The organism is Candidatus Amarolinea aalborgensis, from assembly GCF_900491745.1.
Classification (GTDB): domain Bacteria; phylum Chloroflexota; class Anaerolineae; order SSC4; family Amarolineaceae; genus Amarolinea; species Amarolinea aalborgensis.
Genome location: NZ_UETR01000013.1, coordinates 86,459 through 101,153, shown reverse-complemented (window position 1 = coordinate 101,153; position 14,695 = coordinate 86,459). Strand labels below are relative to the sequence as shown.

Here is a 14,695-nt window from a genome sequence, read left to right as displayed (position 1 = left end):
CTATGATGATTTCCTGTATGGCATAATCGGCTCATCGTACGGAATAGCCCATATGAAAGGTAATTGTCGCACAGGGATTACAGTTGGTCGAATGACAGCGCCGCGGTGGACAAGGACCTGGGGCGAACGCTGGACAGCGAAACGAAGGTCGTGCTTGGCGAGCGTCGGCAGGATCTTGTCACGGATAGAAATCACGTGGCAGGGCAAATAGCGCCGATCGAAGAGCATCTGCGGGCTTGAGGCGCTGGTACAAAGACCGGGTTTGCTTCAGGCGGCGTCGAACTCGTCTCGATCAATACCCAACTGTTTCAGGACTGCGTTGAGCGTCCCCTTGGGGATATCCCCGGGATGGTGAGGAATGACGGCTGAAAGATTTTTGTGCGGATTGGCCCAGATTTCGTGACTGCCCTTGCTCTGACGTTTGAACTCGCAGCCGAGGGTTTGCAGCTTGCGAACCAACTCCCGGTATGTCATGCCGGCACGGCGATTGGAACACGCAGCGGCGTAAAAAGGGCAACGAGCTGCGTCGGCAGCGGTTGACCCATTTCCTGCATGACCTGGATCAAGTCGGCGGCGATATCTGGCGCCAGGCGTATGACTTCTTCTGCTGTCTCGGCCTGCACAATCAGGCCCGGTAGATCGGGGCTTGTCCCCAAATACGGCCCTTCGGGCAAATGCTCGATCTCCAGCGTGATTCTGTACGTTGCCATTGGATGCCTCCGGGGCGTATTATAGCACAGGGGTCCGGATCAGGAAATAGACGCCAAAAGAGCGTCACCGGCTGGCAGCGCAGGCGCCTATTACCCTGCTATCAACCGAGCGCGCCGCCGCTTGATTGACGCTCTCCGTGAACTGTGATATGCTATTCACTGATCTGTCAGCAAAGGAGCGACCCGTGACCACACGATATCACCCGGCCGCCATGCGGGAACTGGTCGTCGCGGCCCTTACCGAGGATGAGTTCAATATCCTGGTCTATGATTACTTCCGGCCGGTCGCCAACCAGTTTGCCGCCGGCCAGACGCGCAGCCAGCGTGTGCAGCTTCTGCTCGAGCACGCCGAGCGCAGCGGACAGATGGCGCGGTTGGCCGCGCTGATCCAGGCCATCAACCCGGCGCGCTACCGTGAGTATGCCGACCGGCTGCAGGCGCCGGACGCCGACGCGACCGACGCCGCGCATTTTCTGCTGGTTGAGGTCTATCGCACGGCCGACGCGCCGGCGCGCCACAAGGAAACCGCGCACTATGCCGCCTGGCGCGACGCCGTGGCGCCGATGATGGCCGCGCCGCGCAGCAGCGTCAAGTACAATAACGTGTTTCCCGACGATGGCGGCTGGTAGGCCCATGCGCTTTGAATTTACCACCGCCACGCGCATCATCTTTGGCGCAGGAACTCTGCGCCAGCTTGGCCCGCTCGCCGCGGCGATGGGACGCCGCGCGCTGCTCGTGACGCGGTAGGCATCCGGCGCGCGCCGCCGAGTTGATCGAACAGCTGACCGCGGCGGGAATCACGGTCAGCCCCTTTGTCGTGACCGGCCAGCATGAAGGGCAACCCCGTATCGCTGCACGGGGACGAACTGTGGCAAATTGTAGAACTTGCGCTATAACCCTGGCATACCAGAGGAGGATTTGACTCATGCCCGATGTTTACTCGAAGGAAGTTAGGCCAAACAATGACCCCTTGCGCGATCTGCTCAATGCAGTGCTGAGCGACGATGCACTGACCGTACTTTGCTCCAATCACTTCCGCCCAGTTTATGAAAAATTCAACGCCCGCATGGCGCGTACGACCAAGGTTCAACGTCTGCTCGACTATGTTCGCCAGCAGGACCAGGTGCAAAGCCTGCTTGCGCGGCTCGAGGAGATCAACCCAGTGGAAGTGGCGCGCTACCGCGCACAGCAGACGGGTCGCGCTGGGGCGTAGCTGCGGCGGAACGGCGTCATCCAAGATGCATTGACATGGGGGTGTGGTCTCATGAGACTTGTGGGTAATCACCAGGCGCCGCTCGATTGACGCTCCCCCTGAACTGTGAATGCTATTTATTGATCTGTCAGCAAAGGAGCGACCCGTGACCACACGCTACAACACCGCTGCGCTGCGTGACCTGATCAGCGCGGCCCTCACCGAAGATGAGTTCACAGCCCTGGCGTTCGATTACTTCCGGCCGGTCGCCAACCAGTTTGCCGCCGGCCAGACGCGCAGCCAACGTGTGCAGCTTCTGATCGAGTACGCCGAGCGCAGCGGACAGATGGCGCGGTTGGCCGCGCTGATCCAGGCCATCAACCCGGCGCGCTACCGTGAATATGCCGACCGGCTGCTGGCGCCGGACGCGGGCGCTGCACCAGCCGCGTCGCCCCCACGGGACGCCGTCGTGTCGTACCAGGCGACTCTCACCGGCTCCGGCGCGATCGCCCAGGGGACCGGCGCGCTGGCCGGCAGCGAGGGCAGCATCGTCGTGGGCGGCCGCGACCATGTGGTGCAGCAGGGGAAGTACAACATTCACATCGGCCGCGCGCAAGGCGTCGTGATCGGCGACCAGGCGCAGGTCACGAACGTGTTTAGCGATTCGCCGGCCGCGCCGCCCGTCCCCAGCGGCCCGTCCGCCCAACGCCATCTGCGTCAGCAGTTGGTCGAACTGCAGAGCCGCTACGAGGCTCTCTCGAAGCGCATCGCCGCGCTGGACAAGGACCTGGGGCGAACGCTGGACAGCGAGCACCGCTTGGCGCTTGATGAGCGTCGGCAGGAGCTGGTTGCGGAGAGGGAGCAGGTGGCCGAGCAAATGGCGCAGATCGAAGAGCAACTGCAGACTTGATGGCTGGTGCAGAGATCGGGTTTGCTTCAGGCGGCGTCGAACTCATACCAACCAATTGCGGCCCAGAATCAACTGTGCAGGATACGTCGTTTTGTGATATACTTAGGGCAATTGACCTATAGGTCAATTGCCCTAAACAATGACGGAGTGACGCGCATGACCACCTCCTTTTATCCACCGCACCTGCGAGCTCTCTTCACCGACCGCGAGCGTGAGCTGGCGCTGCTCGAACAAGCCACTACCAGCCTGGCCGACGGCCGGCCGCGGCACCTGGCGCTGTTCGGCCTCCGGCGCATCGGCAAGACACTGCTGCTGTTAGAGCACGTAGCGCGTCTGATCGAAAAAGGGCCACATAGCCCCGTCCGTCCGGCCTACATTGACATGGAAGAATTGGTGACGTCGCCAGAACTGTTCAGCCGGCGCTATATCGGGCTGGTAGCCTTTTGGGCGCTGACCGCAGGGCAAGGTGAGCGAGAGAGCTTTCTGACGACATCAGGACTGCTCAGCGGCCCAGCCGGCGGCCTGCGCTGCGTCGCGCAGACTCTAGGCGCATTGGATCGCGCCCACGACGATCCTGCGCTGCAAATCAGCACAGCCCTCGACTTTCCTGAGAAGCTGGCCGAGGAGCTGGACTGTCGCATTCTTCTGCTGCTGGACGAGTTTACCGAGCTGGCGGTGCTTGGCAACTATCCCGCAGTGCGTCGGCCCATGCCCTTGTTTCGGTCGGCCATGCAGCGCCAGGGACGCTTGGGGTACATTGTGGCGGCCTCGGCTGTCAGCGCCATGCAGCATCTGGTTCAGGGAGGCCAGTCGCCGCTATTTCTGCAGTTCGAGGCGCTGGAGGTGGCCAGGTTTCCGCTCGACGCCAGCCTGGCGCTCGTCGAGCGCGTGTTAGGAGCCACTCCCCCGCCGGGCGTAGGCCGGCGGCTCCATGAGCTCACCGGCGGTCATCCGTTCTACATCTACGCCGCAGCATTGCGGCTGACTGGCCTGGTCGCTACAGCCGAAACCATGACCGGCCAGGACGCGGAACAGGCTTTCATCCTGGAGGTGCTGAGCCGCAATGGACAGATCTACAACTACTGCCGTTACCTTTACGACATCTCGTTGAGCCGGGCGCGAGGCTACGGGATTCTCAAGGCTATCCTTCAGGCGCTGGCGGGGGAGGAGGGGTTGACGCTGAGCGAGGTGGCCCGACGGGTTCGCAAAGGGGCGCCAAGCACGCGTAGCTACTTGCGGGCGCTGCAGGAAGTGGATCTGGTAATAGAAGAAAGTGGAGAATACTTCTACTGCGATCCGGTGTTGCGCTATTGGGTGGCGGCAATGACGCGCAGCATCGAGGTGGATCCGATGGCGAGCCGGGCTGCGCTGGCGCCTCTCCTGGCAGACCTGGAAGCGAAACAGGCGCGGTTGTCGGCTGAACTGGGGCGGGCACGCGAGAGCCAATTGCGCGAACTGTTACGCGTCTTCGCCGGCCAGGAAGTGGACGGCGCCTGGTTCGGCGCAAGCGGCCGCATCCAGTTGCCAACCTTCAGCAAGGTAGGCCCCTATCGTTCAGCGGACGGTCAGGTGGAAGCCGATGCACTGGCTGAGACCGAAGACGGCCAGCGCTGGGTGGTGGAGGTCAAGTGGCAGAACAAAGCTGTGGGTGAAAAGGAGTTGGCGAATCTGGCGAGAAAGGCAGATAGGCTGCAGGCGCGGCCCTGGTGCGTCAGCCGCAGCGGTTTTACGGCCGCGGCGCGCGAGGTTGCCACAGTGCAAGACATCCTGATCTCCTCCCGCTCCGACTTGGAGAAACTGGAAAAGACGCTTAAACCCAGGTAAGTACGGTGGACCAGAGATGAAGTCCTTTGGAATGGCCCGCTGTTGCCTCGGCGCAAGAGGCTTGACGAGATCATCATGATATTCAGTCCAGCGCCAGGCGCCGCCCATCAACTCGAATACTTCCGCCTGGCCATCGCCCAGGACGACGATGGTGGCACGCACCGCTGGGCCGACCGCTTCGTGCATGCCTGGATGGACAACGCAGTCGCTGAATGCCGGCTGCTACTGACCGGCATCAAGGGCAGCGGCGTCCAGCTTTCGCCGCACAGCCAGGCCGTCGCGCTGCGCTGCCAGTCGCTGCTGGAGCTGCTCCTAGAAGACTACGACCGCAGCGAGGCTGACTTCCTGCGCAGCCTGGCGCTCCTCGACGAGACCGGCGACGACTTCAATGCCAGCAGGGTGCTCAACGACCTGGGCACCCTGCACCAGGCACGCGGCGAGCTGCCCTCAGCCGTCGCTCGCTATCGGCAGGCGCTGGCGCGCCTCTTGCTGGGCTGGACCGGCACTAGCGAAGAGGCGATGATACGCAACAATCTCGGCCTGGCGCTGATCAGCTCAGGCGACGATACGGCCGGTGCGGCTGAGTTGGAGCAGGCCAGGGCGCTCTACGACCAACTGGGCCAGCCGCAAGGCGTAGCGCGGGCGCAGATCAACCTGGGGCAGGTCTATCGCCGGCGCGGCGAGCTGGCGCGGGCGTCGGCAGCCTACGAGGAGGCTCTGCAGGTGCTGCGTCGCCATGGCGAACAGCGGGCCGTCATTGACGTGCTCAACAACTTGGGCATTTTGGCGCGGCACCAGGGCCTACTCGATCAGGCAATGACGTACTACACCGACAGTTTGGTGCTGGCGCAGCAGGTTGGCGATTTAGGCGGCCAGGCGCAGGCGCTCGGCAACCTGGGCGCCATCTATCACGAACAGGGACTGCTCGAGCGGGCGCGGCCGTGTTATCGCGAGGCGCTGGCGCACTACGAATCGCTGGGCGACCTGCGCGGCCAGGGGCTCATGTGGGGCAACCTGGGGCAGTTGGAAGGCTTGGAGGACCGGCCCGAGGACGCGCTGGCCGCGCATCAACGCAGCCTGGATCTCTACCGCCAGGCGGGCGCGAACCTGGACGCCGGGATCGCGCAGGTCAACCTGGCCGGTGCGCTGCGGGCGCTGGATCGTCAAGATGAGGCTGAGGGTCTCTATCTTTCAGCCGCCGAGACCGGCCGTCGGTTGGACGACCTCCGGCTGCAAGATCGTGCCTTGGGCGGTCTGGGCATTCTGCGCTCCATGCAAGGCCGCTTCGACGAGGCGCGGGCGCTGCTGGAGCAGACGCTGGATCTGGAGCGGCAGCGCAGGGACATCCCCGCCCAGATCGAGACCCTCTACAAGTTCGGCGTGGTGGCGCGCGACGAGGGGCAGAAGGAGGCGCAGCTCGCCGAGATCCTGCGACCGGCCTGGGACCTGGCGCAGGAACACGACGCTGGCCGCTGGCTGGTGGTCATCGCCTGGCTCCTGGGCGACGCCGCGGTGGACGAACGGCTGCCCCAGGCGTACAATTACTACGCCACAGCCGCTGCGATTGCTCGCCAGCACGGCGACGAGCGCCGCTACCGCGTCAGCATGGACGCGATCCGGCGCAACGTGGAGGAGTTGATCGAGCACGGCCGAGCGGAGGATGCAGCGTTTGTGTGCCGGTATGTGGTCGAGTTTTGGGAGCAGATGGAGCTGGCGAGGTGGGTGGAGGATGCAGTAGCAGAGGTGAAAAGCTGGACTCAAACACCTGCGCCTCCACGTCCTCGCCGATGAATCCGCCGGCCCGGACGAATCGGAGGTGGCGATGGCCGAGTCCCGCGACGCGTATCTGCTGGATAACTGCTAAGGGTGTAGGACTTGAGATATGGTTACCAGTGCCTCCTACTTGGTTGAGTACCTGACAACGCTGTTGCGCGTCGAGATGCCTGGCGCCACTGCGGAATGGAAGCGGGCTTTCGACAGGGCAATCACCGCGCACGATTTCAGATTATGCGACACACTGTTGCGTGAGGTAAAACGCTTTCGGTTAGCTCTGCCTGACTTGGCCCAGGTCCGCCGCCAGGAAGGGCGTTTTCGCCACCTCAGACACGAATGGGAGAACGCTATCAGATCAGGAGGAGAGCGATGCCAACACCTGAGTTCGTCGTTGGCCGGCAGGCCGAGGTTGCCCTGTTCGACGATTTATTGGCCGGCCGCACAGCGTACCGTCTGCTGGAGATCTACGGCCCCGGCGGCATCGGCAAGACCGTGGTGGGCGGCAAGCTGCTGGGCCATGCGCAGGCGCTCGGCATCCCGATGGCGGCCGTGGATGGCATCCAACCCGACCTGACGCCGGACCGTATCCTCGGCCTGTTCATGACGGGATTGATCGCCAGCCCGGCCGGCGAGAAGCTGGCAGACGGATTCCGCGAGTTCGACCGCCAGTTCCATGACTACCTGATCGTCAACCAGGTGCTGCAGCAGGGCGGCGGGATCTCGGCGCTCTTCGATGTGGTGGGCAACGTCAAGGACCCCGCCGGACTGGGCGGCATCCTGGGCGGCCTGGGGAGCACGGTCACTGAAGCGGTCAAGCGCACGGTCAGCAACCGCTTTGCCATGGAGCGCTACCTGCGCGGCGCCGAGCGGGCGTTGACGAGCAGCTTTATGGAGGGGCTGGCCGCTGGTCTGGCCGAGCTGCGCCGGCCGGTTGCGCTGCTGATTGACACCTACGAGGAGATGGAGGGGCTGGACGACTGGGTCTGCCGGACGCTGACCCCCGGCCTGCCGCCCGCGGCGCGGCTCGTGATCCTCGGCCGCAACGAGCTGCACCGGGTCAACTTCGACTGGAGCGAACACGGCGACAAGGTCAGCAGTCAGCCTCTGCGCGAGCTGGATGAGGTGGACGCAAAGGCGTACCTGCGTCATTACGGTCTGAGCGCCCCCGTCGTGCTCGACCAGGTCTACCGCTTCACCGGCGGCTATCCGCTGTTGCTGGTACTGGTGCGCCACCTGGCCAAGGAAGCCGGCGGCTGGGAGCAGGTTGGCGCGTTGGAGAGCAGCGCCGACCGCGATCGGATCGCTTCGGAACTTCTGGAACGGATTCTGCGCCGTGGGCGGGTGGCGGAAGTGCAGGCGTTCCTGGAAAAGGGCGTGGTGGCCCGCTGGTTCGATCCGGAGACCGTATCGGTCATTCTGGAAGTAGATGTCAAAGATGCGCGCAAGATCTACGATAAGCTTCAGCGGCATTCCTTCATCGAGCGCCACCCCTACGGCCTCAAGTTCCACGACAAGATCCGAGAGCTGCTGTTGGAGCGGCTCAAGTTCACCAGCTCCAGCGAGTACGACCGGCTGACTCGGCGACTGATGGCGTACTACGCAGAGAAGGCAGGGATCAAGGAGCCGGAGGAGGCAGGGCAGGCAACCAAGCCGTCTGAGACCCAGGCTGCCGCCAAATACGAGATTCACATTCATGGGCCGGCCCAGGGGGTGATCATCGGGGACAGCGCGCAGGCGCAGCAGCATTTCACGGAACATGAGCCAGAAGCCTCGCAACCAGAGCCATGAAGCCGACTACGAGATCGAGCTGATTGCGGCCGGGTTGGACGCGCAGGCGCCGGGCGCGTTGGCGCGCTGGCAGGCGGCGTTTATCGCGGCGCGCGATGGGTGGCAGCTCGACCGGGCGGCGGTTCTGCTGTGGATGCTCAAAGGTCGCTCCCTGGGCGAGAACGAGCAGGGTGTGGTTCGCTATCTGGAAGGCACGCTGCTGGTCCAGCGAGGGGATTGGGCGGGCGCCGCCGCAGCTTATCAACGCTCGCTGGCTCTGCACCGCGCGGCCGTCTCCCTTTCCGGGCAGGTCGCGGCGCTCAACGGCCTGGCCAACGTGCTGCGCCGGCTCGACCAGCCGTTGGACGAGGTCGCCGCACTGTACCAACAGGCGCTGGCGCTGGCCGAGCAGTTGCCTGACGCGTCAACGCGCGCCGGCATTCTGAACGGCCTGGGCCTGGCCCTGTACGGTCAGGGCCAGCTCGATGCGGCCGATGCACGCTTTTCGGAAGCACTGAGTATCGCTCGCGCGACAGGCGACCGGGAAACCGAGGCTGCGGTGCTGCACAACCGCGGTTCGGTGGCCTGGACGCGCGGGCAACTGGCCGATGCTGCCGAGTTCTTTGCGGCTGCCGCCGCCATCCAGGAAGCACTGGGCGACAGCCACGGGCTGGCAGAAACGGTGAACAGCCTGGGCTTGGTCGCCGAGGCGCGCGGCGAGTGGACGAACGCTGCCGAGCATTACGAGCGCAGTCTGGCAGCCTTCCAGGGGACTGGCGATCTCTACGGACAGGTGCAGGCATTGACCAACCTGGGCAACGTCGCCTGGCTGTTGGGGAACCACCAGCAGGGTCGAGGTTACCATGAGGAAGCGCTGGCGCTGGTCCGCGACCTGGGCGATGCGCACCTGGAGGGCCAGGTGCTGACCGGCCTTGGCGATACCTATCTGTCGTTGGGTCAGTACCGTGAGGCCGAAGGCGCTTTTCTGGATGCTCTGGCGCGTAAACACGCGGTCGGCGACCGGCGCAGCCTAAAGCACACCTGGTTCAACCTGGCCGGCCTCTACTTGACGCTGCGGCGCGACGCCGACGCTGAACGAGCTTACCGTGAGGCGTTGGCGTTGGCACGTGAGCAAGGGGACGCCCGGATCGAGGCGTTCATCTGGCTCGGCCTAGCCAAGCTGGCCGCGCTGCGAGAGGATTGGGAACAGGCGAGAACGCATCTCGATGCCGCCTGGGCGATTGCTGAGCGCGCAGGGTACGCCGACTGCCAGGCCTGGATCTGTCAACTGCGCGGCGACCTGGAACGCCTGGCAGCCCAACCGAACAGCGAGCTGGTGCTGCGCCACTATGCCGAGGCCTGCGCCTATGCCGCTTCCTTCAATGAGCGCACCCTGGCGCAGGTGCTCGACTACCTGGTCGCTGTCTGGTCAGCACACGCTGAAGATGGTCATGCGGACGAAACCATCTGGTTCTGCGACAGCATGATCGCCATTTGGGAAGAACTGGAGTACGCGGAGCCAGTCCCTGCGCTGCCTGTGGCCTTCGACCAACTACGGGCGCGTTGCATTGCGCCGCGCGATGAGAGCAGCGCTGAATGACATGATTTGCGAAAGCATGTCAGGTGTTTAGCGATTCGCCGGCTGGACAGCGAGCACCGCTTGGCGCTTGATGAGCGTCGGCAGGAGCTGATTGCGGAGGGGAGCAGGTGGCAGAACAGATGGCGCAGATCGAAGAGCGCCTTGTCTCTTGATCTGTTCTCGAACTAGAAGTCTATGGGGAGGCTACCATGATTTTTCCCGAACGAGATTGGAAACACCTTTCCCGCCTCAAGCAGTTGGCGCTGGAACGGCTGTGCCAGCGCATCCTGGACGAGGCGCAGAGCCTGATCGCTGCAGCTGAAGAGGGAGGCTGCCACTCCACCTACCTGGCGTTGTACCGCCATATCCAGGAACGGGATCAACTGGTGGCCGACAGCTTCAACCGGTGGAGTCGTTCGTATGCCCTGACCCACCTGATCTTGTGGCGTCAACACAACCTCATCACCGACGAAGAGTTCGCCGCTTTTAGTCCGGAAACCCGTGCGGCTGTGGATGCCTGGTTTTAGGGGATGGTGTGAAGGCAGGTTATGCCGGCGCCGTAATCGGCACGCGCAGCGGCCCAAAAAGAGCGACGAGCCGCCTCGCAAGCGACTGACCGGTTTCCTGCATGACCTGCATCCAGTCGGGCGACCTACGCCTCCGTATACGCAATCTCGTTATGCTCCAGCCAGCTCCGGGCGATCACGGCCAGGGCCTCATCGTGGAAGCGGCGCCAATCCGCTTCGATGCCGCGACGACGGATCGTATCCTTGAAGCGCTGGAATGCGCCCTTGCGGTGAATGGCGTCAAGCAGTTCGTTGCGCAGCCGCTCATCGTCCACGGCGTCTGAGAAGTTTGGCATCATCAATGGTTTCTCCGACCGTGAAATGCGCCCGTATCGTAGCGCAGGCACAGCGTGTTGTCAACCACCCCAGGGCAACCATAGCAGAGCCAAACGTAGCACACATTCGGCCACAAAGAGCACACAGAACACAGTGACACGACAGATCAGGCGCACAAGTGGCAGGGCTTCTTTGCGTTCTTTGCGATCTCTGTGGTCAACAACCTGAGCGCATTTGGACCTTCAGAGGCGACAAAAACACCGGACTTTCGATCCTGATGAGAATCGAAAGCCCGGTGCTTTGTGGTTATTCTAGCGATTGAAATCGCACCTAACGGGCGTACCGCCGGGCGTTCACCTGCCCTTCGACTTTGCTCAGGGCAAGCGTGGAGGCGCTAGCGGTCGGCGCAGGCTGACGGCTCGACTGAGACTTCGGCGAGCCTTCGGCGTGAGCGCTCAGTCGAACCGCTCAGTCGAGCCGCTCGCCGAAGTCCTAGCGGCGGAACGCCCTTTCGGCCCGAATTCATTCGGCGCTTCAGGGCGCCTGGTAGACCAGCTTGAGCTGCGGTCGTGCAAACGGCACGACGTACTCGGACGCGGTGAACTCCAGTTCGGAGTTGGTCGCGCCGCTGCCCATGATGACGATACCGTTATTGCTGCTGGGATCCATGACCCACATTTGGGCCAGGTGGGTCACGTCGAACCAAACCCAACGGCCGCCGCCGCCAAAGGAGACGCGATCGCTGAACCGCGCCGCATGATCGCTGGGACCCATGGCGCCCGGCATCTCCCACGGCATTCCGGCGGCAGCATCCATCCAACTGGCGCTGTCTTCGGCCCACGGCTTGGTCACCTGGTAGGCTTCCATCGTGACGGGATTGCCGCTGCCGTAGGTGACGTACAGGCCAATCTGGGCCTGGCTGACCTGCGCCATCGCGGTGACGCTCGACAGGTCGAACTTGACCAGCCCGGTCTTCACGCCCGGCTGGCGGATGTAGAAGTTACTCTCCATGCCGTGGGCCATCATCGGCATCCAGGCATTGAGGAAGGTGTCATCGGCGCCGCTGTAACCATTGGCGCCGTTCTGGAAGGTCATCTCATACGCGTTGAGCGCCGGCACGCTGAGCGTGGCCGTGGCCGTGGCCATTTCGGTGTTCATCACGTAGGATTTCACGGTGAGGTTGACACCGGCGCCCGCGGCGCCAGGCAGCACCTTGAGCTGGAAGTCAAACGCCACAGTCTGATCAGGTGCCTGATTGCCAACCCAGGCCACGGCGACCGCGCCGCTGGTCTCAGGCGCAGCCGCCTTGAGGGCCGCCACGCCGCCGTTCTGCAGCAGGTTCATCGCCACATTCATCGGTACGCGCACCGGGAAGGCGCCGTTCGTGGCGCTGCCTTCCACATACTCAACCTGGTTCGCGTCGAAGGGAACGATGTGCATGATGCCATTCACGCCGCCCGTGTTGCTGGCGCTCACGCTGACGGTGGCCGTCTGGCCCACCATCGCCGTGGTGGGGGCGACCTGGATGGAATCGGTGACCGTGACGCGCGTGATGCGTCCTTCGATCACGGGCGTAATCGGCGACATGACGGTGACGTAGTCCATCACGGCATCTTCCAACCCCGGCCCGAAGTCGTAGGGATTGATGGCGTTGGTCAGGAAGACGCTGTAGCCGTCGCCGCCCAGGCGCATGAAGTTGTTACTCGCGACCTTGTAGACGCGGTCCATTTCAAGAGGCTCGTAGCTCGTGCCGTTGAAGACTTCAACGTCGCTCACACGTGAGCCAACCGGGAACTTCAGATTGAACTTGAAGCGCAGGCCGCTGACCTGCGGGAAGCGACCGTTGCTGCCCAGGCCCACACGGCTGACGCCGTTTTCCAGGGCCGTGATGACATCCGCGCCGCGCAAGCCAAAGGTGGCAATGGTGTTGCCGAAGGGCAGCACTTCGAAGACTTCGCCAATGCTGATCGGCCCGACGTCAATCGGTGCACGCAGACCGCCGCCGTTGGTGATGGCAAAGTCATAGTGCACGTTCGGATCAATCATGTTGACGCGCCGGAGCATGGCGTCAGCCACCAGGTTGCCCATGAGACACTCACCGGCGCGGCAGATCTGCTGACCGCCGACGATAATCGGCAGCGGCACGGTCGTCTCGCCAATGAAGGTGTTGCGCAGACGGTCCACTTCCGCGCGGTAGGAGTCTACCAGGGCCTGGACGGTCGGATCTTTGGCGACGGCGGGGCCCATGTAGATAGGATCGCCGGACCAGGAGCTCGGCACGCCGTTGCTGTCAAAAGTCACGTCGAGATGACCGAGGTAGCGGCTCCACTGGAAAGCATGCACCACCAGAACGGGGTTGCCGTCGGTGCCCGTGGCTACCGTAGGATACGGGCCAGCCGGAATGTCGCCGTTGACAGGCGCGGTGTCCGGCGTGTAGAGGAAGGTGTGGCTGTGACCGCCGACGATGATGTCCACACCGTGCACGGCCTGCGCCAGCGCGACGTCTTCAACGTAGCCGATGTGCGTCAGCGCCACAACCTTGTTGATGCCCTGGGCCGTGAACTGATCCACAGCCGCCTGCACGGCCGCCACTTCGTCTGTAAAATGGACGTTGGGGCCGGGGCTGGAGAGAATCGGTGTTTCCTGCGTGGTCACACCCACGACGCCAATTTGCTCGCCGTTGATCGTGACAACGGCGGAGGGTGCAATGAGTCCAGCCAGGAGCGGCTCTGCGCTGGCGTCAATGTTGGCGCTGACCACGGGGAAGTTGACGCCGGTAATCAGGCGGGCCAACTCACCGGGGCCATCGTCGAACTCGTGATTGCCGATGGTCATCGCATCGTAACCAAGCATATTCATGGTTTGGGTGATGATATCGGCTTTGAACAAACGATAGAACAACGTACCCTGGAACTGGTCGCCAGCATCTACCAACATCACATTGTTGTTGGCGGCGCGGAACTGGTTGATCGTGGTGGCCAAACGGGCCGAGCCGCCGATTCCGTCTTGCCCGTCCACGCGCGCGTGGGTGTCATCGGTGTGCAGTAGGGTGAGGCTGAAGGTGTCTGCAGGGCCTTCAGTCTTGGATGCGGTGCTCGGATTGGCCAGCGCGGCAGAGCCGAGTAACGCGGCCAACAGGACAAGTACCGCAACGACGGTGAGAACACGTAATTGCTTCATCAAATCCTCCTTGTTTGAATCGAAACGGTGCATTGAGAACAAGAGGCACATGGGGTTCATATTGTAACCCAAAACGTCGCCAAACGGCAAATGGGCGGTCAACCTTGATATAGGATCTAGCGCCCGTTGAAGTGTGCCTGACGCCGCTGTAGAAACGAAAGCACGCCTTCTTGGGCGTCCTCGGTCTTGATCAGCGCCTGCAAGGTCGGCAACAAACTGGCGGCTGCGGCCGTCGGACCTTCAGCCAACGCCTGTCGCGCCGACGCCAGCGTACCCTGCACGCCCAGCGGCGCCTGTTGCGCGACCGTCTCGGCGAGGGCCACCGCGCGCGCCAGTTCTTCGCCCGGCTCAACCACTTCTTGCACCAGGCCCAGGCGATAGGCTTCTTCGGCGTTGAACTCGTCGCCTGTCAGCAGGTAGCGCATGGCGTTGCCCCAGCCGGCCACCTGCGGCATGCGAATCGTCGCGCCGCCAAAGGGCAAGATGCCGCGCTTGATTTCAATTTGCGCAAAAACCGCATCGCGCGCCGCCACGCGAATGTCGCATGCCAGCATCAACTCGATGCCGGCCGTCAGACAGCGTCCGTGCACAGCGCACACCATCGGCTTGGTGACGGGCGGCCCCATGACGCCCCAGGGGTCAATGCTGCCCGCCGGCGCGATGCTTTCACCCCGCGCCAGGAGGGGCATCATGGCGGCCAGGTCCAGACCGGCGGTGAACGCACGGCCGTGCGCAAAGAGCACTCCACACCAGAGGTCATGGTTCTGCTCGTACGCCGTGTACGCTGCCGCCAGCTCGCGCAGCATCTGCGCGTCGAAGGCATTGAGTTTGTCTGGCCGGTTGAGTCCGATCAGGAAAACATGCCCGCGCGCCTCCGTCGTAATCCGCTCATACCCCACCGTTGTTTCCATTGGCTGT

At 63.2% G+C, this 14,695-nt stretch carries 13 protein-coding genes; 8 read left to right on the top strand and 5 right to left on the bottom strand.

From position 1 onward, the window contains the following. Positions 1 to 267: 267 nt before the first annotated feature. Together ACPQ6D_RS16100 and ACPQ6D_RS16095 are read right to left on the bottom strand one after the other, a co-directional pair. Positions 268 to 474, bottom strand: coding sequence for a type II toxin-antitoxin system HicA family toxin (locus ACPQ6D_RS16100; protein WP_423225368.1), 207 nt, complete (start codon positions 472 to 474; stop codon positions 268 to 270). After that, on the bottom strand, positions 471 to 710 hold the full coding sequence (locus ACPQ6D_RS16095) for a type II toxin-antitoxin system HicB family antitoxin (protein ID WP_423225367.1): 240 nt from the start codon (positions 708 to 710) through the stop codon (positions 471 to 473). Before ACPQ6D_RS16095 ends, ACPQ6D_RS16100 begins: the two co-directional genes overlap by 4 nt. Positions 711 to 895: 185 nt before the next feature. On the opposite strand from ACPQ6D_RS16095, the gene ACPQ6D_RS16090 reads away from it, so the two are divergent. From ACPQ6D_RS16090 to ACPQ6D_RS16055, 8 genes are all read left to right on the top strand, one after another. Beyond that, positions 896 to 1,339 (top strand): hypothetical protein, encoded by a 444-nt coding sequence (locus ACPQ6D_RS16090; RefSeq protein ID WP_423225366.1) that lies wholly within the window; start codon positions 896 to 898, stop codon positions 1,337 to 1,339. A gap of 296 nt (positions 1,340 to 1,635) precedes the next feature. Next, the gene (locus tag ACPQ6D_RS16085) at positions 1,636 to 1,923 is read left to right on the top strand and encodes a hypothetical protein (RefSeq protein ID WP_423225365.1); all 288 of its coding nucleotides are present in this window, start codon (positions 1,636 to 1,638) and stop codon (positions 1,921 to 1,923) included. A gap of 145 nt (positions 1,924 to 2,068) precedes the next feature. Beyond that, positions 2,069 to 2,812 (top strand): hypothetical protein, encoded by a 744-nt coding sequence (locus ACPQ6D_RS16080; RefSeq protein WP_423225364.1) that lies wholly within the window; start codon positions 2,069 to 2,071, stop codon positions 2,810 to 2,812. Between the two features lie 156 nt (positions 2,813 to 2,968). Then, positions 2,969 to 4,636, top strand: coding sequence for a restriction endonuclease (locus tag ACPQ6D_RS16075; RefSeq protein WP_423225363.1), 1,668 nt, complete (start codon positions 2,969 to 2,971; stop codon positions 4,634 to 4,636). A 75-nt stretch (positions 4,637 to 4,711) separates the two neighbouring features. Further along, entirely contained in the window at positions 4,712 to 6,427 is a 1,716-nt protein-coding gene (locus ACPQ6D_RS16070; RefSeq protein ID WP_423225362.1) for a tetratricopeptide repeat protein, read from the top strand. Between the two features lie 351 nt (positions 6,428 to 6,778). Beyond that, complete coding sequence (locus ACPQ6D_RS16065) at positions 6,779 to 8,197, top strand: hypothetical protein (RefSeq protein ID WP_423225361.1); 1,419 nt, start codon at positions 6,779 to 6,781, stop codon at positions 8,195 to 8,197. After that, positions 8,166 to 9,776: a tetratricopeptide repeat protein gene (locus ACPQ6D_RS16060; protein WP_423225360.1), complete on the top strand. Its 1,611-nt coding sequence runs from the start codon at positions 8,166 to 8,168 to the stop codon at positions 9,774 to 9,776. Before ACPQ6D_RS16065 ends, ACPQ6D_RS16060 begins: the two co-directional genes overlap by 32 nt. Before the next feature lie 188 nt (positions 9,777 to 9,964). Then, positions 9,965 to 10,282, top strand: coding sequence for a peptide ABC transporter substrate-binding protein (locus ACPQ6D_RS16055; RefSeq protein ID WP_423225359.1), 318 nt, complete (start codon positions 9,965 to 9,967; stop codon positions 10,280 to 10,282). A gap of 125 nt (positions 10,283 to 10,407) precedes the next feature. Here ACPQ6D_RS16055 and ACPQ6D_RS16050 read toward each other — a convergent pair whose 3' ends face one another. From ACPQ6D_RS16050 to ACPQ6D_RS16040, 3 genes are all read right to left on the bottom strand, one after another. Continuing rightward, positions 10,408 to 10,668: a UPF0158 family protein gene (locus ACPQ6D_RS16050; protein WP_423225358.1), complete on the bottom strand. Its 261-nt coding sequence runs from the start codon at positions 10,666 to 10,668 to the stop codon at positions 10,408 to 10,410. 463 nt (positions 10,669 to 11,131) lie between these two features. Next, positions 11,132 to 13,777 carry a 5'-nucleotidase C-terminal domain-containing protein gene (locus tag ACPQ6D_RS16045; protein WP_423225357.1) on the bottom strand — a complete coding sequence of 882 codons (2,646 nt, stop codon included), beginning with the start codon at positions 13,775 to 13,777 and terminating at the stop codon, positions 11,132 to 11,134. Between the two features lie 116 nt (positions 13,778 to 13,893). After that, a complete protein-coding gene (locus ACPQ6D_RS16040) occupies positions 13,894 to 14,688 on the bottom strand; it encodes a crotonase/enoyl-CoA hydratase family protein (RefSeq protein ID WP_423225356.1) in 795 nt (264 codons plus the stop codon). Positions 14,689 to 14,695 lie beyond the last annotated feature (7 nt).

Bases quoted from the DNA above. Each gene is read 5' to 3' on its own strand.
- ACPQ6D_RS16100 (WP_423225368.1), bottom strand. From the start codon at position 474: ATGACATACCGGGAGTTGGTTCGCAAGCTGCAAACCCTCGGCTGCGAG.
- ACPQ6D_RS16095 (WP_423225367.1), bottom strand. From the start codon at position 710: ATGGCAACGTACAGAATCACGCTGGAGATCGAGCATTTGCCCGAAGGG.
- ACPQ6D_RS16085 (WP_423225365.1), top strand. From the start codon at position 1,636: ATGCCCGATGTTTACTCGAAGGAAGTTAGGCCAAACAATGACCCCTTG.
- ACPQ6D_RS16075 (WP_423225363.1), top strand. From the start codon at position 2,969: ATGACCACCTCCTTTTATCCACCGCACCTGCGAGCTCTCTTCACCGAC.
- ACPQ6D_RS16070 (WP_423225362.1), top strand. From the start codon at position 4,712: ATGATATTCAGTCCAGCGCCAGGCGCCGCCCATCAACTCGAATACTTC.
- ACPQ6D_RS16065 (WP_423225361.1), top strand. From the start codon at position 6,779: ATGCCAACACCTGAGTTCGTCGTTGGCCGGCAGGCCGAGGTTGCCCTG.
- ACPQ6D_RS16060 (WP_423225360.1), top strand. From the start codon at position 8,166: ATGAGCCAGAAGCCTCGCAACCAGAGCCATGAAGCCGACTACGAGATC.
- ACPQ6D_RS16055 (WP_423225359.1), top strand. From the start codon at position 9,965: ATGATTTTTCCCGAACGAGATTGGAAACACCTTTCCCGCCTCAAGCAG.
- ACPQ6D_RS16045 (WP_423225357.1), bottom strand. From the start codon at position 13,777: ATGAAGCAATTACGTGTTCTCACCGTCGTTGCGGTACTTGTCCTGTTG.
- ACPQ6D_RS16040 (WP_423225356.1), bottom strand. From the start codon at position 14,688: ATGGAAACAACGGTGGGGTATGAGCGGATTACGACGGAGGCGCGCGGG.